At 53.1% G+C, this 22,154-nt stretch carries 19 protein-coding genes; 12 read left to right on the top strand and 7 right to left on the bottom strand.

What is annotated here, in order from left to right; genetic code table 11:
* Positions 1-123: 123 nt before the first annotated feature.
* Both H8K43_RS10300 and H8K43_RS10295 read right to left on the bottom strand, forming a co-directional pair.
* The gene (locus H8K43_RS10300; protein WP_162019148.1) at positions 124-426 is read right to left on the bottom strand and encodes an antibiotic biosynthesis monooxygenase family protein; all 303 of its coding nucleotides are present in this window, start codon (positions 424-426) and stop codon (positions 124-126) included.
* 133 nt (positions 427-559) lie between these two features.
* The gene (locus H8K43_RS10295) at positions 560-1,591 is read right to left on the bottom strand and encodes an AI-2E family transporter (protein ID WP_186903767.1); all 1,032 of its coding nucleotides are present in this window, start codon (positions 1,589-1,591) and stop codon (positions 560-562) included.
* A 332-nt stretch (positions 1,592-1,923) separates the two neighbouring features.
* On the opposite strand from H8K43_RS10295, the gene H8K43_RS10290 reads away from it, so the two are divergent.
* Both H8K43_RS10290 and H8K43_RS10285 read left to right on the top strand, forming a co-directional pair.
* Positions 1,924-2,493 carry a glycine zipper 2TM domain-containing protein gene (locus tag H8K43_RS10290; RefSeq protein ID WP_230403855.1) on the top strand — a complete coding sequence of 190 codons (570 nt, stop codon included), beginning with the start codon at positions 1,924-1,926 and terminating at the stop codon, positions 2,491-2,493.
* Between the two features lie 266 nt (positions 2,494-2,759).
* Positions 2,760-4,220, top strand: coding sequence for a sensor domain-containing diguanylate cyclase (locus H8K43_RS10285; RefSeq protein WP_230403848.1), 1,461 nt, complete (start codon positions 2,760-2,762; stop codon positions 4,218-4,220).
* Here H8K43_RS10285 and H8K43_RS10280 read toward each other — a convergent pair.
* Complete coding sequence (locus tag H8K43_RS10280; RefSeq protein WP_186903765.1) at positions 4,205-5,035, bottom strand: Rossmann-like and DUF2520 domain-containing protein; 831 nt, start codon at positions 5,033-5,035, stop codon at positions 4,205-4,207. The genes H8K43_RS10285 and H8K43_RS10280 overlap by 16 nt on opposite strands.
* On the bottom strand, positions 5,032-5,730 hold the full coding sequence (locus H8K43_RS10275; protein ID WP_186903764.1) for a Crp/Fnr family transcriptional regulator: 699 nt from the start codon (positions 5,728-5,730) through the stop codon (positions 5,032-5,034). The genes H8K43_RS10280 and H8K43_RS10275 overlap by 4 nt, the downstream gene beginning before the upstream one ends.
* A 310-nt stretch (positions 5,731-6,040) precedes the next feature.
* On the opposite strand from H8K43_RS10275, the gene H8K43_RS10270 reads away from it, so the two are divergent.
* From H8K43_RS10270 to H8K43_RS10225, 10 genes are all read left to right on the top strand, one after another.
* Positions 6,041-7,987: an AMP-dependent synthetase/ligase gene (locus H8K43_RS10270; protein ID WP_186903763.1), complete on the top strand. Its 1,947-nt coding sequence runs from the start codon at positions 6,041-6,043 to the stop codon at positions 7,985-7,987.
* Between the two features lie 9 nt (positions 7,988-7,996).
* Positions 7,997-8,785 (top strand): ABC transporter ATP-binding protein, encoded by a 789-nt coding sequence (locus H8K43_RS10265; protein WP_162019154.1) that lies wholly within the window; start codon positions 7,997-7,999, stop codon positions 8,783-8,785.
* Between the two features lie 27 nt (positions 8,786-8,812).
* Positions 8,813-9,709, top strand: a complete 897-nt coding sequence (locus H8K43_RS10260; RefSeq protein WP_186904022.1) for a branched-chain amino acid ABC transporter permease — start codon at positions 8,813-8,815, stop codon at positions 9,707-9,709.
* Positions 9,710-9,868: 159 nt separating this feature from the next.
* Positions 9,869-10,927, top strand: a complete 1,059-nt coding sequence (locus H8K43_RS10255) for a branched-chain amino acid ABC transporter permease (protein WP_186903762.1) — start codon at positions 9,869-9,871, stop codon at positions 10,925-10,927.
* A gap of 95 nt (positions 10,928-11,022) precedes the next feature.
* Positions 11,023-12,324 (top strand): ABC transporter substrate-binding protein, encoded by a 1,302-nt coding sequence (locus H8K43_RS10250; protein WP_186903761.1) that lies wholly within the window; start codon positions 11,023-11,025, stop codon positions 12,322-12,324.
* A gap of 117 nt (positions 12,325-12,441) precedes the next feature.
* Positions 12,442-13,284, top strand: coding sequence for an ABC transporter ATP-binding protein (locus H8K43_RS10245; protein ID WP_162019158.1), 843 nt, complete (start codon positions 12,442-12,444; stop codon positions 13,282-13,284).
* 90 nt (positions 13,285-13,374) lie between these two features.
* On the top strand, positions 13,375-14,622 hold the full coding sequence (locus tag H8K43_RS10240) for a phenylacetate--CoA ligase family protein (protein WP_186903760.1): 1,248 nt from the start codon (positions 13,375-13,377) through the stop codon (positions 14,620-14,622).
* A gap of 239 nt (positions 14,623-14,861) precedes the next feature.
* Positions 14,862-15,320 carry a (2Fe-2S)-binding protein gene (locus tag H8K43_RS10235; RefSeq protein ID WP_329604132.1) on the top strand — a complete coding sequence of 153 codons (459 nt, stop codon included), beginning with the start codon at positions 14,862-14,864 and terminating at the stop codon, positions 15,318-15,320.
* Between the two features lie 10 nt (positions 15,321-15,330).
* Complete coding sequence (locus H8K43_RS10230; protein ID WP_186903759.1) at positions 15,331-17,571, top strand: xanthine dehydrogenase family protein molybdopterin-binding subunit; 2,241 nt, start codon at positions 15,331-15,333, stop codon at positions 17,569-17,571.
* Positions 17,572-17,694: 123 nt separating this feature from the next.
* The gene (locus tag H8K43_RS10225; RefSeq protein ID WP_186879868.1) at positions 17,695-18,036 is read left to right on the top strand and encodes a hypothetical protein; all 342 of its coding nucleotides are present in this window, start codon (positions 17,695-17,697) and stop codon (positions 18,034-18,036) included.
* A gap of 131 nt (positions 18,037-18,167) precedes the next feature.
* Here H8K43_RS10225 and H8K43_RS10220 read toward each other — a convergent pair whose 3' ends face one another.
* The 3 genes from H8K43_RS10220 to H8K43_RS10210 form a co-directional block, all read right to left on the bottom strand.
* The gene (locus tag H8K43_RS10220) at positions 18,168-20,294 is read right to left on the bottom strand and encodes a peptidase domain-containing ABC transporter (protein ID WP_186903758.1); all 2,127 of its coding nucleotides are present in this window, start codon (positions 20,292-20,294) and stop codon (positions 18,168-18,170) included.
* Between the two features lie 48 nt (positions 20,295-20,342).
* Complete coding sequence (locus H8K43_RS10215; protein WP_186903757.1) at positions 20,343-21,815, bottom strand: M16 family metallopeptidase; 1,473 nt, start codon at positions 21,813-21,815, stop codon at positions 20,343-20,345.
* An 82-nt stretch (positions 21,816-21,897) separates the two neighbouring features.
* Positions 21,898-22,047 (bottom strand): hypothetical protein, encoded by a 150-nt coding sequence (locus tag H8K43_RS10210; RefSeq protein ID WP_186903756.1) that lies wholly within the window; start codon positions 22,045-22,047, stop codon positions 21,898-21,900.
* Positions 22,048-22,154 lie beyond the last annotated feature (107 nt).

Raw genomic sequence — 22,154 nt, 5'->3', positions numbered from 1 at the left:
AGCTGCCGGTGATCCGGCGGCCATAGCAAAAATACTATGAAATGCACCGAATCAATAAAGATAAAACTAACTTGGGACGAAACCGCAGGAATCAAGTCAATTCTAGCTATATCCCTACAAGTTTCAGGATGATTTGGTCAGCAGAGTGAAATGCTCCACCACGGGCGGTGCGGCAAAGTAAGGGCCTACGATAGCACGCCACTGCAGAAATGCTGCAGATTCCCGGAAATCAACTGTGTGATTTTCCAGGGTTTCCCAGAATATCGTCAAGATATAGCGTTCGGGAGATTCTATGCCTTTATTGACTTTATACCCCGCAAAACCTTTGGCTTGAGAAATCACTTCGGTCAGGCCACGCTGTATAGCCTGGTCGAATTCGGCTTGCTGGCCCGGATGGATGCGGATATCGGCGAGTTCAAGAATCATGATGTGCTCTTTGGCAAATGGAGGAAAGTAGAAGAAATCTTTGCTCTCCATTATGGCATCACTCCATGCTTTCTTGCGCCGCAAGATAATTCGCTACAGGCCAAAATCCCCTTGCGATGAAATTTTTTCAGCTTCAGACCAGCTCACGCTGGCTCAATTCCAGCTTGAGATAGGCATAAAACACGGGGGCCACCACCAAACCTGGCACACCGAACAAGGTCTCCATCACCAGGATAGCAGTGAGTAATTCCCAGGCACGTGCATTGATTTGCGCGCCGATAATTCTGGCATTCAGGAAATATTCTGCTTTATGGATCAACACCATAAACAATAAAGAACCCAGCGCCACATGCAGGGAATGAGACAGGGCAACAATGACAATGACCGTATTCGAAATAATATTGCCCGCCACAGGAATAAGCCCGGCCACAAAAGTAATCGCGATCATGGTTTTGACCAGTGGCAGATGTATGCCGCACAAGGGCAGTATGACAGCCAGGTAAATCGCCGTCATGACGGTATTGATCAGGGAAATCTGTACCTGGGCAAACACGATTTTATGAAACACATTGCCCAAATTACTGATGCGGCGTATCAGGGCTGCGGCGAAAGGTTTGTGTTGCACATCGCTACTCACATCGCGCAAAGCCACCATACTGCCTATGATCAGGCCCAGCAGCAGATGCACCAGCATATGACCTGCTTCGGGTACCAGTAATTTGGCTTCACCAGCATGCTCCCTGAGCCAATGTATCAGTATTTCCTGCAACGCGGCGACGTCTTCAGGCAAGTTAGCACCCACCCACTCAGGAACCTGATGACGGGACGCCTCGATAATATCCGCCAGTTTTTGCAACAGACTATGCAGATTACCGGCATCGCTGCGGAAAAACACATGCAAGCCCCAGGACGACGCCAGAATGGCGCTGATCAATATAAAAGAAAGCAATACCACCGCGATCATGCGCGGTTGCCGGTGGCTGAAACGGCGCGCGATGCCCGGTGTCATCACATGGATCAGGGAATACACCAGCAAACCCGCGAACAAAGCCAGCACCAGCCCCGCTTTTAACACCAGCAGCAGACCCACGCCAGCCAGTACATAAGAAGCGTAATCGCAGGAATTCAAGCTTGGCAGTGCGGGTATCAGAGGCTTAACGGCCATAGTTATCCTTTCAAGAGTTACAGATTGCAGCGCGTGGTCGATGATTACTCCAGACAACGTGTTCGCAGCGGCAAAATTAGGTGTACATTGATAAGGCGCTCATTTAAGCATAAAGCCAGTCCTGTCAGCGACGGTAAAAACCCAGCTGAATTACTCCGTTTGCAATAATACGAAAGTGAGTATCACTACTCACAAGCAAGATGCCGATGCTGGCAATACCAAAGGTAGCAGGATATGCGCCGTTAAACTAAGTTACACTAAGTTTGTATTCCTTTTCGGAACTTGTGGCGTTTAATGCTGACTAATTCGTGACAATTCGCAATGAGGCTAATATGAAAACGACACGTAAAATGACAAGCAAACACTGGATGATACTGAGCGCACTGATCGCGATGGGTGGCGCTGTGCAAACTGCACATGCAGCCGACTTCGAAGATTTTGCACGTGTCATCAGCGTCACGCCACAAATGGAGCAAATCAACGTCCCGCGTCAGGATTGCCGTACCGAATACGAAACCACCCAACGTTATCGCCAGCCAGAACGTCAGGCTGAGCGCAGCAATGGCGGCGCTATCCTGGGTGGCGTAGCCGGTGGTTTATTGGGTAGCCAGGTTGGCGGTGGTAATGGCCGCATTGCAGCAGCCGCAGCAGGTGCCATTGCCGGCGCGCTGGTCGGTGACCGCATGGATAACAACAACACCAATAGCAACAATAATTACAACAACCAGCCTAGCTATGAAACCCGTCCTGTACGTCAATGCCGTAATGTAGACAGCTGGGAAACACGTACCAATGGCTATGCGGTGACTTATGAATACCATAACCGTACTTATACCACGGTCATGCCATATGACCCGGGTTCACGTCTGCGCCTGCATGTTGCGCTGACACCGCGTCCCTGAGTGCCTGAGCGTATAAGCCGCCTGTGGTTTGATGAGCTTTCGCGTGATTCCGCAGCGACCGTGGTAATTTTACATCACTCCTTTGCCTGAAAAATTGGCAAAAAAGTCAAAAATAGTCCGAAATGAAAAAAATGCCGCGATTTGCGGCATTTTTTTCGTCAATATTACCCAAAAACAAGTTGCATAAGCCACAGAAAGCGCAGCGCTTTATAGTATGATTTGCGGCAAACCCATCGCTTACGCTCCGTCTCCAGTCCATGAAAAACATGTTTAAAAAATACGGTCTGCTGGTATGGCTATCTCTGATCCTGATTGCCGGTTTTGTCTGCACAACCTTAGCTGGCTATATCGTCTCGCGTGACACGATACATCAAAGTATCTCTGAACAAACCTTGCCGCTGACTGGTGACAATGTCTATTCTGAGATCCAGCGAGACATCCTGCGTCCGGTTTTCGTTTCTTCACAAATGGCGCATGACACTTTTCTGCGTGACTGGATATTGAATGGCGAAGAAGATCAGGAACTAATCGCCAAATATCTGAAAGAAATCAAACAAAAAAATAAAGCGGTCTCCAGCTTCCTGATTTCAGAAAAAACCCGCAATTATTATCACACCAACGGAGTGCTCAAAAAGATACAGGAGAGCGATCCGCGTGATGCCTGGTTTTTGCGAGTTAAAAATCTCAAGGCCCAATATGAAACGAATGTCGATCTGGATCATGCCAATAATGATACGGTTACGATTTTCGTCAATTATCGCGTGTTCGATTACCAGGGTGAATTTCTCGGTGTGACTGGTGTAGGACTAACCCTCGACACCCTCAAACACATGATCGACAGCTATCAAAAACGCTTTAACAGGAAAATATTTTTCGTCGATCAGAAAGGCCTGTTGACACTGACTGGCAGCAATTTTGGTAAAACAGGTGGCAGTCTGCAAGCCATGAGCGGCATACAAAGTATCAGCGATAAGATACTGAGTAATCGCGCTACTGACTCCTCTCATCTTGAGTACATGGGTAATAATGGCAAGGTCTTGCTGAATTCACGCTACATCCCGGAACTGAGCTGGTATTTGCTGGTCGAGCAGGAAACCAATGCCGATATCAAACCTTTGCAGAATGTGTACCTGCTCAATATCGGCATCAGTGCCGGCATCACGCTGCTGATTGCGAGTATGGTACTGATTTCTGTGCGGCGCTATCAGACACGCCTGGAAAAATCCGCATCCACTGATGCACTCACAAATTTGTTAAACCGGCATGCGTTTGACTTCGTATTTCAGCAAGCACTACTCGACAGTGAACGTACGCGCCAGCCTATGTGTGTGATCCTGCTTGATGTCGACTTCTTTAAAAAAATCAATGACAAACAAGGCCATCTGGTGGGGGATCACGTCTTGAAAGAAGTCGCCGCGATTGCCAAACGTTCATTGCGTGAAAGCGATGTGATCTGCCGCTGGGGCGGCGAAGAATTTTTGGTATTACTCAAAAACTGCACGTTGGAAAAATCCACATCGATTGCAGAAAACCTGCGTAATACCATCGCCAATAATGATTTTTCACGCACCACCGACTTAACCCGCGGCCGTTTGTCAGTGACGGTGAGTATGGGCGTCGCGCAATGCCGTGAAAATGAGAGTGAAGACAGCGTATTCGAAAGAGCCGATCTGGCGCTGTATCAGGCGAAAGAAAACGGACGCAACAGCGTTTACTTCTCTGAGTGAGTACGGCGTGCTGCCAGTGCCTGGGTCGGTGCAATCAACGCCTGATACAGCGCACCGGCTGCAGGCGAGGCCTGCGTCAAGGCCGTCGCCTGCTGCTGCACTAAGGCCATATCGCCGCGTGCTATCGGCCCGGTCAGCGCGCGCTCTGCACCTAAGCTGAACACATTCTCCAGCGACAGCCGCGCCAGCGGTGCCGCCATTGCCTGTGCCATTTCAAGGGGAATACCCGCCGCCTGATACGTCGCTAATACCGTATCCATCAGCGTGACCAGGTAATTACTCGCCATCACGGCTGCCGCGTGATACACCAGCTTGTGTTCTGCTTCTATCCGCACTGTTTGTGCAGCGACGGCCTGCAAGGCCGCCTCGATCAATGTCAATGCATGCACATCGCCTTCCAGACTGCATATGGTCCCCGCAAAATCAGCCACCACCTGCACAGGATCAGCAAAGCTGCGCACCGGATGTACGCTGGCAGTGAATGCACCTGCCTGTGCCGCAGGCGCCAGCAACAGCGAGGCTTTGGCGCCGCTGCAATGAAACACCACATCACCAGGCCGCAATACCGCGCTGGCTGTCAGTTGTGCGACCGCCTGGCTGATCTGATCATCTGCCACGCTCAACATCCAGATATCGGCCGGCTGCAAATCTGGCCAGCTGGCAGCGCTGCCGGCACCGATCACAGTCAGCGCGTGAGCAGTGCTGGCCGGGCTACGATTGATGACCTGGCCAATGCGGAATAGCGCCTGCTGATGCCAGACCCGCGCCAGCGTCTGGCCGACCCGGCCAGCACCGATGATGGACAGTGTTTTCACAGTTCAGTCTCCTGCGGAAAACTGCGTAAGCCATCCAGATTGAGTATCGTGATGCCACCATAATCGACCCGTAATAACTGCTTTTTCTCGAGCAGCTGCAGCGCCTGATTGGCGCGCTGACGCGACACGCTGCTGATATAACCGATCTCTTCCTGAGAAATCTGCAATTGCATGCTGCTGGCAGGATTCAGGTAGGGATGAAACATCGCGGCCAGACAACGCGCCACCCGGGTATCGGGATCGAGCATGCGGTCATATTCCACCAGTGAGATAAACAAACCCAGCCGCGCATTGAGCTGATGCAGCAGGAAGCGGTTAAACGGTATGCTGTGATCGAGCAGATAGTTAAAGGTCGTGCGTGGCATGAAGGCGACCCGGGTGTCGCGCAAGGCCACCACATCGTAGCGCCGTGGCTCAGTCTTGAGCAGTGAGCCTTCGCCGAACCAGCCACCCGCCAGCATACAGCTGAAGGTCACGGTTTTCCCTTCCGGCGAGATACTGCTCATTTTTAAAAAACCGTCGATCACACCCATCCAGTGATCCACAGGATCGCCTTTACGACACACAAACGCACCGGCCGGTACAAAGCGCTCTGTCACTTCTTCCCTGACTTTTTGCATGTGTTCCGGCGCCAGCATGCTGGCCCACATAGTGTGCTGAAAACGCAGTTCTGGATCGCTGTTGGATGTATTCATGTTTGTGCAACGCACCACCGAAAGTTGTCTCAATTACTCAGATTGTCAGTCAAACGACAGCAGGGAGTTGGAGAACACCGCTAGACTCAGCCCCTGACTGTCACAGAGCAATATTGTAAGCCCTAGTCTGCACGCATGCGCTGTTGTTTGATGCCCGAGCCGCTCTGTGTACACAAGTAAGACTGTCGTAAGTAAAGCTCAGGACACTTCCCGAACTAACTTAAATAAGTATTACAAACCTGAACGCAAGGATGACCGGTACACAGAAACCGGAACCTGAGCGCTATGCCTGAAGGCAGATGGTGGAGACATGACAAGTACAACGAACAAGACCTTTCCGGCCTTGTTGCTGGCGCATGGCAAGCTGCGTCCGCATCATCCGGCTTTTCGTGAGAAAGATCTGGGCATCTGGCAAACCTGGAGCTGGCAACAGGTCAATGCGGAAGTGCGCGCCCTCGCCTGTGGCCTGGCGGCACGCGGCTTTCAGCGCGGTATGCATCTGGCCATCATCGGCGACAACCGTCCACGCCTGTACTGGGCCATGCTGGCAGCGCAAAGTCTGGGCGGAATCGCCGTGCCGCTGTATCAGGATGCGCCCGCTGCCGACATGGCCTATGTATTGGAAAATGCTGAAATCACCTACGCGGTGGTGGAAGATCAGGAGCAGGTCGACAAGCTGCTGGAAATCCGCAGCCACTATGCAGGCATCGCCCACATTTGCTTTGAAGACGAGCGCGGCATGCGCCATTATCAGCAGCCTGAGCTGGTGTCTTATGCCAGTCTGCAGCAGGCGGGGCGTGACTATGATGCGGCACATCCCGATTTCTATCTGCAGCAGATTGCAGCCGGTGCGGCCGAAGACACTGCCGTCATGCTGTACACCTCAGGCACCACCGGCAAGCCTAAAGGCGTGTGCCAGAGCCACCGCGCGTTCATGACTGCGGCTGAAGGCGGCGTGGCCTTCGATCGATTAAGCGAACACGAAGACATCCTGTCTTATCTGCCCATGGCCTGGGTCGGTGACCACCTGTTTTCATTTGCGCAGGCGCTGGTATGCGGCTTTACCGTGAATTGCCCGGAATCGGGTGAAACCGTATTGAGCGACTTACGCGAAGTCGGCCCCACCTATTATTTCGCCCCGCCACGGGTGTTTGAAAACATGCTGACCACCGTCATGATAAGAATGGAAGATGCCGGTCAGTTCAAGCAAAAACTGTTTCAGCATTTCATGGAGGTTGCGCGCCGCTGTGGCGCTGACATCCTCGATGGCAAACCGGTCGTACTGGCTGACAGGCTGCAGTATCAGCTTGGTGAATTCCTGATTTATGGGCCGCTCAAAAACGTGCTGGGCCTGTCGCGCGTGCGCGTCGCTTACACCGCCGGTGCTGCCATCGGGCCAGACTTATTTCGCTTTTACCGCTCGATAGGCATCAACCTGAAACAACTATATGGCTCAACCGAAACCTGTGCCTATGTCTGCCTGCAGCCGGATGGAAAAATCCAGTTTGACAGCGTAGGCCGCGCTGCACCCGGCGTTGATCTGCGGCTGGCAGACAATGGGGAAGTGCTGGTGAAATCCGCAGCGATGCTGACTGGCTATTACAAACGGCCAGACGCGACGGCAGAAGTGATAGACAGCGCGGGCTACTTCCATACCGGCGACGCCGGCATTTTGGATCAGGATGGCAATTTGAAAATCATAGACCGTGCGGCCGATGTCGGTAAGCTGCAATCGGGTGCCATGTTTGCACCCAACTATATCGAAAACAAACTGAAATTTTTCCCCTACATCAAAGAGGCCGTCGCCTTCGGTCATGAACGTGCGCATGTCTGTGCCTTCATCAATATCGATATGGAAGCGGTCGGTAACTGGGCCGAACGGCGCGGCATTGCGTATTCCGGCTATACCGATCTGGCCGCCAAGGCCGAGACATATCAACTGATCCTGTCCTGCATAGAAAAAGTGAATGCCGGTCTGGCCAGTGAAGCCGGTATGGCCGACACCCAGATACAACGCTTCCTGGTATTGCATAAAGAACTGGACCCGGATGATGATGAACTGACCCGCACCCGCAAAGTAAGGCGCCGTTTTGTGGCCGATAAATATGCGGTTCTGATCGATGCAATGTATGCCGGGCTGCGTTCGCAATACATAGAAACCCAGGTCAAGTTTGAAGATGGCCGTCAGGGCAAAGTTTGTGCTGACCTGCACATCAGCGATGCCACCACTTTCGCTGCCCGTCAGCACGCCGCCTGAGGAGAGCGCATGAATCACAGCAGACAAACCGGCGACGTCATCCTCGACCTGCAAGGTATCTCACTTGCGTTCGGCGGGGTAAAGGCACTCACCAATATCTCGTTCAATGTCAGGGAACATGAAATCCGCGCCATCATCGGGCCTAACGGCGCAGGCAAAAGTTCTATGCTGAATGTGATCAATGGCGTGTACCGGCCGCAGCAGGGTCAGATCACTTATCGTGGACAAGTGCGCAAGGACATGAATACCTATGCTGCTGCACGCAGCGGTATTGCACGCACCTTCCAGAACATCGCGCTGTTCAAAGGCATGAGTGTGCTCGATAACATCATGACCGGTCGTAATCTGAAGATGCGCAGTAATTTTTTACTGCAGGCGCTGTACTGGGGACCCGCGCAAAAAGAAGAAATTGCACATAGACACAAGGTCGAACAAATCATCGACTTTCTGGAAATTCAGCATATCCGTAAAACGCCGGTAGGCCGCTTGTCCTATGGCTTACAAAAGCGCGTGGAGCTGGGCCGGGCACTGGCGGCAGAGCCGGAAATCCTGTTGCTGGACGAGCCGATGGCCGGCATGAATGTGGAAGAGAAACAGGATATGAGCCGCTTCATACTGGATGTGAATGATCAGTTCGGCACCACCATCGTCCTGATCGAACATGATATGGGTGTCGTGATGGATATTTCCGACCGCGTAGTGGTGCTCGACTATGGCAAAAAAATCGGCGATGGCACACCGGCAGAAGTGCTGGCCAACCAGGAAGTGATTAACGCCTATCTGGGCGTGGCGCACTGAGACTGTCATTAAGGGCAAATCATGAATCTGAATTTTTTCTTTGAAGTGCTGATCGGCGGCTTGCTGTCCGGTGTGATGTATGCGCTGGTGGCACTCGGCTTTGTGCTGATTTACAAAGCTTCCGGCGTGTTCAATTTCGCGCAGGGTGCGATGGTGTTTTTTGCGGCGCTGACCTGCGTCGGGCTCAGCGAGAAATTCCAGTTATCGATGTGGCTCGCGATCCCGCTGACTATGCTGGTGATGGTGCTGCTGGGTCTGGCGATAGAGCGCGTGGTGTTGCGGCCGCTGGTCAATCAGCCGGAAATTACGCTGTTCATGGCGACCATAGGACTGACGTTTTTCATCGAAGGATTAGCGCAGCTGATCTGGGGTTCGCAACCGCATAAACTCACTCTGCCGATAGAAGATGTACCTATCGAATATGTGATGGAGCACTACAACATCCTGGTCTCGCAGTTTGATGTGATCGCCGCGCTGATCTGCGCCTTACTGGTCACGGCACTGGCGCTGCTGTTTTCCAAGACAAAAATCGGCCGTGCATTACGCGCCGTGGCAGATGACCATCAGGCCGCGCTGGCAGTCGGTATTCCGTTGCAGCAGATCTGGGCCATCGTCTGGACCGTGGCTGGCTTTGTGGCACTGGTGGCTGGCTTGTTATGGGGTGCGCGTAATGGCGTCCAGTTTGCGCTGACCTTTGTTGCGCTCAAGGCTTTGCCAGTATTGATCCTGGGCGGCTTCACCTCGGTGCCGGGCGCAATAGTCGGCGGACTCATCATCGGTGCATCAGAAAAGCTGGCCGAGGTATATATCGGCCCGCTGGTCGGCGGTGGGATTGAGGGCTGGTTCCCGTACGTATTGGCGCTGCTATTCCTGCTGGTCAGACCTGAGGGGCTGTTCGGTGAAAAAATTATCCGGCGTATTTAAAGCCGCACACAGTTGATTTGGCCGATGAAATGAAATGTGAAATGCGCTTTTTACTGTGTTTGAACTGGACTTTTAAAACAGCACATCCGCAGCAGTATTGCCTTTCCAGCCCAAATCGCCCTGAAAGCCGCATCCGTATTGAGACTATAAGGACAGACTATGTTTTATCGTGAAGCCGGACAATTTAAAACCAGCTACCAGTCGGATAGTCAGATCTTCCCGCTGCGTCAGGACCGCATAGGGATCGCGATCCTGCTCTTGATCGCCTTGATCGCCGTGCCCTGGCTGGCATCGGATTATGCATTTTCGGCGATCTTCATCCCCTTCCTGATTTTTTCGCTGGCGGCACTCGGCCTCAATATCCTGACCGGCTATGCGGGCCAGCTCTCGCTCGGCACTGCCGCCTTCATGGCGGTCGGCGCCTTTGCTTCGTATAACTTCATACTGCGGCTGCCCGGCATACCGGTGTTACTCGCTTTTGTACTGGGCGGTATCTGCGCCGCACTGGTCGGTATTGCTTTCGGCCTGCCTTCGCTGCGTATCCGTGGCTTTTATCTGGCGGCAGCGACGCTGGCGACGCAGTTTTTTGTGGTCTGGTGTCTGACTAAAATTCAGTGGTTCACCAACTACAGCACATCGGGCGTGATCACCGCGCAGGAAATCGTGATCGCGGGTTATGCCTTCAACACACCGCTCAAAAAATATCTGCTGACCCTGCTGATCGTCGCGCTGCTGGCCCTGCTGGCAAAGAATATGGTGCGCTCGAATGTGGGACGCTCGTGGATGGCAGTGCGTGACATGGACGTGGCAGCGGAAGTGATCGGCTTCCGGCTGATGCGCACCAAGCTGCTGGCGTTTGCAGTGTCCTCGTTTTACTGCGGCATCGCCGGTGCTTTGTATGCGTATGCCTATCTGGGCACGGTCGAGCCTGAGGCCTATAACCTTGATCTGTCTTTCCGCATCCTGTTCATGATCATTATCGGTGGCGTCGGCTCTATCCTGGGTTCTTTTCTGGGTGCGGCCTTTATCGTGCTGCTGCCGGTAGTGCTCAATCTGCTGGCGCATACACTGGCGCTGCCCACCCATGTGGCATCGAATCTGGAGCTGATGGTATTTGGCGCACTGATCATTTTCTTCCTGATCGTGGAGCCGCACGGACTGGCGCGCTTATGGCAAATCGCCAAAGAAAAATTAAGGCTATGGCCTTTCCCGCATTAAGGATGTGAGTTTTATCTGGTTTTAACCACAAAAGAGCCCGCCACCCATCCGGGTCAGGGCCGCAACGCAGTAACTGACAACACGAAGGAGACACCATGAAACTGATGAAATCTGTATTACTGGCTTCTGCACTATGTGGTCTGACTGTCACAGCGCAAGCTGATGAGCAGTTTATTCCTGTCCTGTCCTACCGCGTCGGACCGTATGCAGCGGGCGGCTCGGGCTTCTTTGGCGGCGCGATTGATTACTTCAATCTGATCAATGCCAAAGGCGGCCTGAACGGCGTCAAAATCAGCTGGGAAGAATGCGAAACCGAATACAACGCTTCACGCGGGGTGGAATGTTATGAGCGTCTGAAAAAATCCCAGGGCGGCGCTTCGCTGGTAGAGCCGCTGTCCACCGGCATTGCCTACGGCATCCTGGATCGCGTGGCAGACGACAAAATCCCCATGACCACGCTCGGTTATGGCCGTTCCGATGCGGCTAACGGCAAGGTGTTCCCATATATTTTCCCACTCATCACCAGCTACTGGAATCAGGCTGCGGCCATGACCAAATACCTGGGTGATAAAGCCGGTGGCCTGGACAAACTCAAAGGCAAAAAAATCGTCCACCTGTACCACGACTCGGCATTCGGTAAAGAACCTATCCCGGTACTGGAAGCGCAGGCCAAGCAATATGGCTTTGAACTCATCAAAATCCCGGTCGCGCATCCTGGCAATGAACAACAATCACAATGGCTGCAAATCCGTCAGGCCAATCCGGATTTCGTGATCCTGTGGGGCTGGGGTGTAATGAATGCAGTGGCAATCAAAACCGCACAGCGCAATGGCTATTCACGTGAAAAAATGCTGGGCGTGTGGTGGGCCGGTTCGGAAGAAGACGCGGTACCGGCCGGTGACGCTGCCAAAGGGTATACCTCGATGACCTTCAATACACCGGGCAATTACCCTGTGCTCGATGAAATCCGCAGCAAAGTCTATGCCGCTGGCAAGGGCAATCTGAGCGATAAAGCACGCATAGGCTCGGTGTATCACATGCGCGGTGTGACTGCCGCCATCCTGTGGACAGAAGCCATCCTGAAAGCGCAGGAAAAATTCGGCAAAGGCAAAACCATGAGCGCGGAACAGATACGCTGGGGCTTTGAAAACCTGAATGTGGATGAAGCACGTCAAAAAGCGCTGGGTGCCCTGAACATGTTCCCACCGGTGAAAACCTCGTGTGAAGACCATGAAGGCTCAGGCGCAGTCAAGGTGCAGCAATGGACTGGCGATCAGTGGAAGGCGATTACGCCAAACTGGATCACAGGTGACAAGGCACTCACACGCGCGATGCTGGAAGAGTCATCGAATAAATACGCGGCTGAGAAAAAAATCACCCCAGCCTGTCTGAAGTAAGACTGGCAGTACTCCGGCGACGCAGCCGACAAGCTGCGTCGCCGTAGCCAGAACCTGAGCCAATTTGCCCGCTGCATCAATTCGTATGATTCGCGTGACATTACCGATGAGCTGATTATGAGTATCTCCGCATTGCGACCAGAAGCCACTACAGATAACCCAGCTTATCTGAGTGTGAACAATATCGAAGTGATTTACGACCATGTGATCCTGGTCTTAAAAGGGATATCGCTGCAAGTCCCGCAAGGAAAAATCGTGGCGCTGCTGGGTGCCAACGGTGCCGGGAAATCCACCACGCTGAAAGCGATTTCCACCCTGCTGAAAAATGAACGCGGCGATATCACCAAGGGCGATATTCATTTTCGCGGCGAGCGCGTCGATCAGCTCACGCCGAATGAGCTGGTCAAACGCGGTCTGTCGCAAGTGATGGAGGGCCGCCATTGTTTCGCGCATCTGAGTGTGGAAGAAAATCTGCTGACCGGTGCCTATACCCGTCATCTGAGCCGCAGTGAGCTGAAAGCCGAGCTGGACAAGGTGTATCACTATTTCCCAAGGCTGCGTGAACGGCGTCAGTCGCTGGCAGGCTATACCTCGGGCGGTGAACAACAGATGTGTGCAATCGGCCGGGCGCTGATGGCCAGACCCAGCATGATTTTGCTGGATGAGCCATCGATGGGTATTGCGCCTCAACTGGTGGAAGAGATTTTTGAAATCGTCAAAAATCTGAATCAGCAGGAGCAGGTCTCATTTCTGCTGGCAGAACAGAATACCAATATCGCTTTGCGTTACGCCGATTTCGGCTACATCCTGGAAAACGGCCGCGTCGTGATGGAAGGTGAAGCTCAGGACCTGGCCAGCAATGAAGACGTGAAAGAATTTTATCTGGGCGTCTCCGGCGCAGGCCGCAAGAGCTTCCGCGAATTGAAATTTTACCGGCGTCGCAAACGCTGGCTGGCCTGAAGCGCAGCCTGTTTTTATCAGCACCAAGCTTAGTCTCCTGAAGCACCCCACGTCTGACCAGTAGTGATTTTTCTAAAGGAAGTCTGCACCATGCATGATTATCTGGATGCGCTGGAAACCCGTAATCCGCTGAGTCGCGAACAGGCGCTGATGAACCGGCTGCCACAACTGATCGCCCATGCGCAGCAGGCCCCCGGCTGGAGCCGCATACTGCAAGGCGTGCATGCGCCCGAGATCCGTAGCCGGGCCGCCTTGGCCAGCCTGCCCGTCACGCGCAAATCCGATCTCAAAACGCTGCAAAGCATGCTGCGCCCATTCGGCGGACTGACTACCGCCGCACCGCATGAACTGGCGCGCATTTTCATGTCGCCCGGCCCTATCTTTGATCCGGAAGGCCGTGGCGCGGACTGGTGGCGCTTTGCGCGTCCGCTGCACGCAGTCGGTCTGCGTAAAGGCCAGCTGATACAAAACTGCTTTTCCTATCATTTCACACCCGCCGCTTTCATGGTCGAAAGCGCCGCTGCCAGGCTGGGTTGCACCGTGATACCGGCCGGTACCGGGCAGACCGAAATGCAGGTACAGGCGATGGCTGAACTCAGGCCGGATGCCTACATAGGCACACCGAGCTTCCTCAAAATCATCATAGAAAAAGCGCAGGATAGCGGCGCCGATATCTCCAGCCTGCAAAAAGCGGTGGTCGGTGCCGAGGCTTTACCACCGTCTTTACGGCTATGGCTGCAACAACACGGGGTGCCGCATGTGCTGCAATTGTATGCGAGTGCCGATGTCGGCAATATCGCCTACGAAACCATGACTGAGGGTGAGGTCCATCCCGGCATGGTGTTGGATGAAGAGCTGATACTGGAAATCGTACGCCCCGGAACCGGCGATGTCCTGCCTGAGGGTGAAGTCGGGGAAGTGGTGCTGACCTCCTTCAATCCCGATTATCCGCTGATACGCTTTGCGACTGGCGACTTATCCGCCATCCTGCCCGGCATCTCGCCCTGTGGCCGCACTAACCAGCGTATCCGTGGCTGGCTGGGCCGCGCCGATCAGACCACCAAGGTGAAAGGCATGTTCGTGCATCCCTCCCAGATCGCCGAGGTGCAAAAACGCCATCCCGAAATCATCAAGGCCAGACTGGTGGTCAGCGGTGAAATGGGGAATGACGCCATGAGCCTGCACTGCGAAACCCTGACCTCATCCGAACAGCTGCAACAGGCGATCATCACCAGCCTGCGTGACATCACCAAACTGCGTGGCGAAGTTGAATTTGTGAGCCCGGCCAGCTTGCCGAATGATGGCAAAGTGATCGCCGATATGCGCAGCTACCAGTAATTTTCATGGTTCAGCGCTCAGCATGGAGCGCGGCCTGCCTTGTTTCTCCTCGTGTTTGTGGACGCTGCCCGGCGTCCATTTTTTTGTGCACCATCAGCGATGCCATCCACTTTGTCGCCACGGTGTCGCCGATTTCCGACAGCCGCCTGCTGCGTACAGCAGTAATCGCAATTTTGGCCTATAGTTCTAGCTTCATTCCCATCCAACCGATCCGGCAGGAGACATCAGCGATGACACAAATCAGCCAGTTAAGCATCAATCAACAAACCCATCAGCTTGATGTGGACCCATCCACCCCGGTATTGTGGGCCTTGCGCGATGCGCTGGGGCTGACCGGTACCAAGTTTGGCTGCGGTGCGGCTTTGTGCGGTGCCTGCACTGTGCATATCAATGGCCAGGCCACCCGTTCTTGCGTGACGCCGGTTTCAGCAGTCGCCGGACAGCAGATCAGCACCATAGAAGGCATGGAAAACGATGCGGTCGGACGTGTGGTGCAGGCGGCCTGGATACAGCATGACGTGGCGCAATGTGGCTATTGCCAGAGCGGCCAGATCATGAGTGCAACCGCACTGCTGAAAACCAATAAAAAACCCAGCGATGCTGACATCGACGCCGCCATGGCAGGCAATATCTGCCGCTGCGGTACTTATCAGCGTATCCGCGCTGCGATACACGATGCCGCACGTCAGTTAGCCTGAGGGGAACAGCATGCTATTCAATCATCAAGTGCTGAATTTACCACCCGCGCTGCAAAACCGGCTGCAAGCCGCCCCAACGGGCCTGAGCCGCCGCCGTTTTTTGAAAGTCACAGCCAGTTCCGGCTTTGCGCTGGCCTGCTATCCGCTGTTGCCAGACAGCGCACAGGCGCAGGGGGCTGCAGCAAATCAGAAGGCGGGTCTGAAGCCTACTCAGCAACCTTCCGCCTTTGTACAGATCGCAGAAGATGGCATCGTCACGGTAACGATTAACCGTCTGGATTTCGGTCAGGGTGTGCAGACTGGTTTGCCGTTGATACTGGCGGAAGAACTGGATGCGGACTGGAGTCTGGTACGCAGCGTACATGGCACCAATTCGCCCGCTTATGCCGATCCTTTATTTGGCATCCATCTGACCGGCGGCTCGAATTCCATCAAGAACTCGTATATGCAGTACCGCGAACTCGGTGCGCGCACCCGTGCCATGCTGATCCAGGCCGCTGCGCAACAATGGAAAGCCGATCCGGCCAGCCTGAGCACCAAGGCCGGGTTTGTGATCGGCGCTAATGGACAACAACTGAGCTATGGTCAGCTGGCCAAAGCCGCCATGCAATTGCCGGTGCCTGAACAAGTCACACTGAAAGATCCGGCCAGCTTCCGCCTGATCGGTCATGCCACCAAACGGCTGGATGCGGCAGCGAAATCGCGCGGCCAGCAACAATATGGCATCGACATGCGCTTGCCTGGCATGCTGACAGCCGTGGTGGCAAGGCCACCGGTGTTTGGTGCGCGCATCCGCAGCCTGGATGATGCAGCGGCTAAGGCCATGCCTGGCGTCAAAGCAGTACGCCGCATCGCGCTTGATCGCGGTGCCGAAGGTGTGGCGATTATCGCGACCGGCTACTGGCAAGCCAAACAGGCGCGCGATGCGCTGAAAGTCGAATGGGATGTGGCATCGGTAGAAAAAACTGACAGCCAGGCGCAGTTAGCCGCTTATCGCCAACTGGCACGCCAGCCGGGTCAACAGTATTACAAAGACGATGTCGCTGGCATCGCCAAAGCCACGCATCAGATCAAGGCCGAATTCGTTTTCCCGTATCTGGCGCATGCGCCGATGGAACCGCTGAATTGCACCGTTGCGCTTAAAAGTGACAGTGCTGAACTCTGGTGCGGCACCCAGATGGCCGGTATGGATGGGCTGGCAGCCGCACGCACGCTGGGTTTGAAGCCAGAAAATATTCTGGTACATACCCAGGCTGCAGGCGGTGGTTTTGGCCGCCGTGCAGTGCCTAGCAATGATTACGTAGTGGAAGCCTGCCAGGTCGCCAAAGCCGCGCTGGATGCGGGCTTGCAGGCTCCGGTACGCACCGTCTGGAGCCGTGAAGACGACATCCGTGGCGGCTATTACCGCCCTATGCACCTGCACACTGCCCATATCGGCTTTGATGCGCAGGGCAAAATCCTGGGCTGGGATCATGTGATCGTCGGTCAGTCTATCGTGGCCGGTACCCTGTTTGAAGGCATGATGATTAAGGATGGTATCGATGCGACTGCGGTAGAAGGCATGAAAGAACCGTATGCGCTGCCGATGCGGCTCACCGTGCATCATCCCAAAGTGAATGTGCCGGTACTGTGGTGGCGCAGCGTGGGCTCTACCCATACCGCATTTGTGATGGAAACCCTGATCGATGAAATCGCGCAGAAAACTAAACAGGACCCGGTTGCCTACCGCCTGAGCTTAATCGGCGATCAGCATCCACGTCACCGCGCCGCGCTGATGCTGGCAGTCGAGCAATCCGGCTATGGCAAACGCAAGCTGGCAAAAGGCCAGGCCTGGGGCGTGGCAGTGCATGAATCCTTTGAATCGGTAGTGGCCTATGTAGTGGTGGCATCGCTGCACAAAGCTCAGCCCAAACTGCTGGAAGTGACCGCTGGCGTGCATTGCAATCTGGCCGTCAATCCGGAAAGCGTACGCGCACAAGTCGAAGGCGCAGCATTGATGGGTCTGGGCATGTGCCTGCCAGGCGCCGCCATCAGCCTGCGTCAGGGCGTGGTCGAGCAAAGTAATTTCTCAGACTACGTCGTTCCGCGCATCACCGATATGCCCAAAGTTGCGGTACACATCGTGCCCAGTGCCGATGCACCGAAAGGCATGGGCGAACCCGGTCTGCCACCACTGGCACCCGCCTTCGCCAATGCCTTAGCCCGCCTGCAACCTAAACGCCTGCGCGCCCTGCCATTCAAACTGGCCTGAGCGTGGCACTTGTATGAAAGATGCTGGCCGCCAGCCAGCAAAGCAGCCCCACCCGGCTCAGACAGCGGGTGGAAGTTCCGGTTCAGGCCACTCACACCAGGCCATATCAAGCTGAAGATATTGATGAAAATCATTGGAATAACAAGCTGGATCTTGTCCCTGTTTTTTTTCCTTACAGGTGCATGGACGGCCAGTACAAATGAATCAAACCTCGGCTTGCTGTTTCTTGTAGCAATCTTTTTCGTGATGCCTGTCACCTTGTACAACTGGCAGTTTGGACGCCATAAAAACACTCCAGAAACATTGACGGTCGTCGCCAGTCTGTTGCCTTTGGCAATTGTCACAGCGTTCAGACATGCTTTCGAACCCTGGCTAGTCGGCTTTGTCGTTTTAGTCTGCCTGATGGTGAATGGCAGCGCTGTCATAAAATTGCGTCGCAAATTCCCGCAAGATTTTCGCCGATAAAGCCGCCAGCGCATGACATACCAATAGCCATTGAATTTGCATGACAGATGCTGGCGGCCTGTCAGCATGTTGTAGCCGCCAGCCAGCACACCAATGCCACCCGGCCCAGACAGCGGGTGGTGGCCTACCGTTCAAGCCACCCGCACCGCTTCCGTCTCAGCATCTGCTGCGACTTCCACACAGCCTCTGACTTCCACCACCTGCCCCTCACGTAAGGCCACCACGCGCTGGGCGGCGCTGATGGTTTCGGGTCGGTGCGCGACCATGATGCGGGTTAAGTTGAGGCTGGCCAGTGCCTGGTTGACCTTGTGTTCGTTCTCGACATCGAGGTGGCTGGTGGCTTCGTCCAGGGCCAGAATTTTCGGTTGTTTGTATAAGGCACGCGCCAGTAATACGCGTTGTTTCTGGCCGCCGGACAGGCTGCTGCCCATGTCGCCGACCAGGGTTTGGTAGCCCATGGGCATGGCGCTGATGTCCTCATGAATCGCGGCCTGACGCGCGCAGAGATCAACCCGGTCACGGTCGGTGTGGGCATCGAAGAAGCTGATGTTGTCCATGATGGAGCCCGCCAGCAAGACATCATCCTGCATCACGGTGCCAACCAGCTGGCGCCAGGCTTTCAGGCCCAGTTGTCTGACCGGGATGCCGTCGATCAAAATTTCACCTTCGGTTGGTTTTAATAAGCCCAGAATGATTTTGCACAGCGTGGTTTTGCCGCAGCCACTGGGGCCGACTAAGGCGATACTTTGACCGGCCGGGATGCTGAGGTGGATGCCATTGAGTACCCAGGGTTCGCCATCGGCATAACGGAATTTGATGTTATTGAGCGTGATACCGGGCTGGATGCGCGACAAATCGGTTTCTAAGGCCTGATCGGTTTCGGCTTCTTCCAGCACGATATCGGCCAGCCTCTCGCTATGCAGGCTCAGCATTTTGAGGTTCACAAATAAATCGATCAGACTAAAGAAGCGGCCTGAGAAGGTCCCGGCATAACTGGAAAAGGCCATCAGCATACCGACCGTGAGCGCATTCTGCATGACTTGTCCGGCACCGATGTAAAACAAGGCCAGACCCTGCATACCGAACAGCGTGGTGTTAGCGACTTTGAACAGAATAGACATTTTCTGGGTCTTGATGTCGCGGTTCTGTACATCCATTTTGAGATTCAGCCAGCGTGCACGGCGTTCTTCTTCACGGCCAAACAGCTTTAAAGGCGTCACCGCACGCAGGGTTTCCAGGAAGTGGCTGTTCTCTTTGGACGACAGGATCAGACGCTCTTGCGAGGCTTCACGGAAAGGCTGGTAAAAGGCCCAGCGTAACAGCGCGTAAATCAACACTGTCACCAACACCAGGGCTGACAGTTTGAGGCTGTAGACCAGCATCATGCCCAGCGCGAGCAAGGCCATCAGCCCATCGAGCGCGCTTTCTACAAACAGGCTGGTCAGCGTGCTCTGGATTGCACTTATGCTGCCAAAGCGCGACACCACATCGCCCAGATGGCGCTTTTCAAAAAAAGAAACCGGTAAATGGGTCAGATGCGCAAACACGCGCGCACTCCACTGAAAGCTGATGTCCATACTCCAGCGCATCAGAAACCAGCTGCGCGCCAGGCTAATCGCGGTCTGCGTGACCATCAGCAAGGCAAAACCAAACACCAGCACCGTGAGTAATTCCTTGTCCCCGCTCACGATCACTTCATCGATCACAAACTGATTAAACAAGGGCGAGCAAATCGCAAAAATCTCCAGAGCCAGCGCAAGCAACATCACCTTGGCAATCGCAGGACGCAGCCCCAGAATGTGTCCGGTTAAGTCATGGATCGCAATGCGCCGTCGCTCATCTTTGGCGACAAAGGCCGCGCTGGGTAATAACTCCAAAGCGACGCCGGTAAAATGGGCCGAAGCCTCTTCCAGCGAAACGCGGCGCTCACCGACCGCCGGATCCAGCAGCGTCAGACTGACCTTACCCTGCCAGTTCCTGGATACTTTTTTTAAGACGACGAAGTGATTCAGATTCCAATGCAAAATGCAGGGCAACTGCAGCTCAGATAACTCATCCAGTTCCAGCCGCAAAGGCCGGGTCGACAAATGCAAAGTCGACGCATGCCGCATTAACTGCGCGAGCGTCGCGCCTTTCAGGCTGATCGCAAACCTGCGCCGCAAATCCGGCAGATCGGTGTGATAGCCATAGTGCGAGGCGATCATGGCGAGACAGGCTAGGCCGCATTCGCTGGATTCGGTTTGGAGGAGGGGGCGCATTGATGCAGAAATGGCTATTCGGTTAGGGAGCAAGGATAAGTTGCTCCGTTATCGATCAACTTGTCCATTTGCTGCATCCAATTGCTTTAACTGATTTGCTAAATTTACTTTGCTATATGGTTCCCGACGCGAATAACCATCACTCTCAATCAATTTAATAACCGTACGATTATTTGCGTCAAACCAGTTCTTCGCAATTGATTGTAACTTTTCCAAAGTTATAGTCTGAATATGGTTGCGCATCAAAAACCAAAGTCTCCAGTCACCGCGCCCGGCATTATAAGAAATTTCCTTTGAAAACAATTCAATATCAGTTTTTGATTTCCTGAGTTTGTCATCCCAATATGATTTAGCGTGATCGAGTTCTTCTTGTGTTATCGGTTTTTCGGCGATTTTTTCTAGTATATTCAATAACTTTTCCTGAGCCATACTTAGATCAGCACCCTTACCGTATTCGAGTTTTAGTTCAAAAATGATGGCTCCTGAATCAGCGAAATTAACAATTTTTACCTCTTGTTTATCAATTAGCTTTGTAGTGATTAAGGTATCGTTTAATCGTTTTTCCTCTTTGCCTAAAATATATGCGAGCAACGGCGCAGCAGCGTAATTTGGATGTGAAACATCTTCAGTCCGATATGCAGCCAGCATCATTGGAACCGTTCTTCTTCGGCGAATCGTAAATTCACGTTCTCCTTCTTGCATTGGTTCGACAGTGACAGGCTCTTTTGTTGTCTGTTCAATGTTGGAAATCAAACCAAATAGAGCGGTTATCGATGCCAGAACTCTTTCTTGATTAAAATTTCCGGCCACAATTAAGGTGGCGTTATTCGGTCGATAATAGCTTTTCCAAAATTTTTGTATTTGTTCTAAACTCAGATTTTCCAAATCACTTCTGTTTCCAATGGGCTCCCTGCCGTATGCATGCCACAGAAACATTGCTTCAAACGCACTTCTTCTTAATAATATATTACCATCCCGATCCGTGTTCTCTTTTTCCTCCAATACCTCATGCAAGGCGATTTTCAAGTCAGCTTCATGGTACTTAAATGTTAGCATTCGTTCTGCTTCTACTTCTAAAACCCAGTTGAGCAAATCATCATTTGCAGGAATAATTGATCGATAACTCGTATAGTCATGTCCCGTAGTTCCAATTCGCCGCAGTCCCTTTTTTTTCATTTCCTCTGCTAAGTTTGGATGCTTTGGAGACCCACGCATGACTAGGACATGTTCTAGTAAATGTGCGATACCTTTTTCTCCATAAGCCTCTTGTTTAGCACCCGTTCTGTAAACCAGATTAATCGACACATTGGCAGCGCCATGATCAGGTATTAATAAAATTTGCAAACCATTAGACAATAACAACTCTTGCACACCTTCGATTTCACGTACGAACCTTGGAGCTTCAGTTTTATCGGGTTCTAAAGAAATCAAAACATCCTTGCCTGAACAGTTTTTATAGATACCAAAAATGAACAAAATTACGATTAAATAATGTAATAGCAATCGATTATTGGCTTGCATATAATGACTTATTTAAAGGGTTATTGGATGGTGCTAGCTTAAGCCAACACCATCTGTCTTACGTTGAGAGCTAACGAATTACTTAAACGCCACCACCGTAGCCATTAGCTTCCCAGATTGCTCGTTTGTCATAATCACGTTTTTCATCTTCAGTCATACGTTTTTCTACATGCTCGTAAGTCTGATCTCCGCCACCAACCTCTTCTAACTCTTCATTTGTCATTAAACGCATTTTGTGTTACTCCTATACATGGTTGAATGAACTAACCCATCCTATACGGGTTAGCTTTGCTGCCTCCTGTAAGCATGTTTGCGTCATGCTTACAGGTTTTTCGACCC

Source organism: Cognatundibacterium curvum (genome assembly GCF_014284235.1).
In the GTDB taxonomy this organism is placed as follows: Bacteria; Pseudomonadota; Gammaproteobacteria; order Burkholderiales; family Burkholderiaceae_D; genus Undibacterium; species Undibacterium curvum.
Note: the sequence above shows the minus strand (reverse complement) of the source record. Positions and strands in the feature narration are given on the sequence as shown.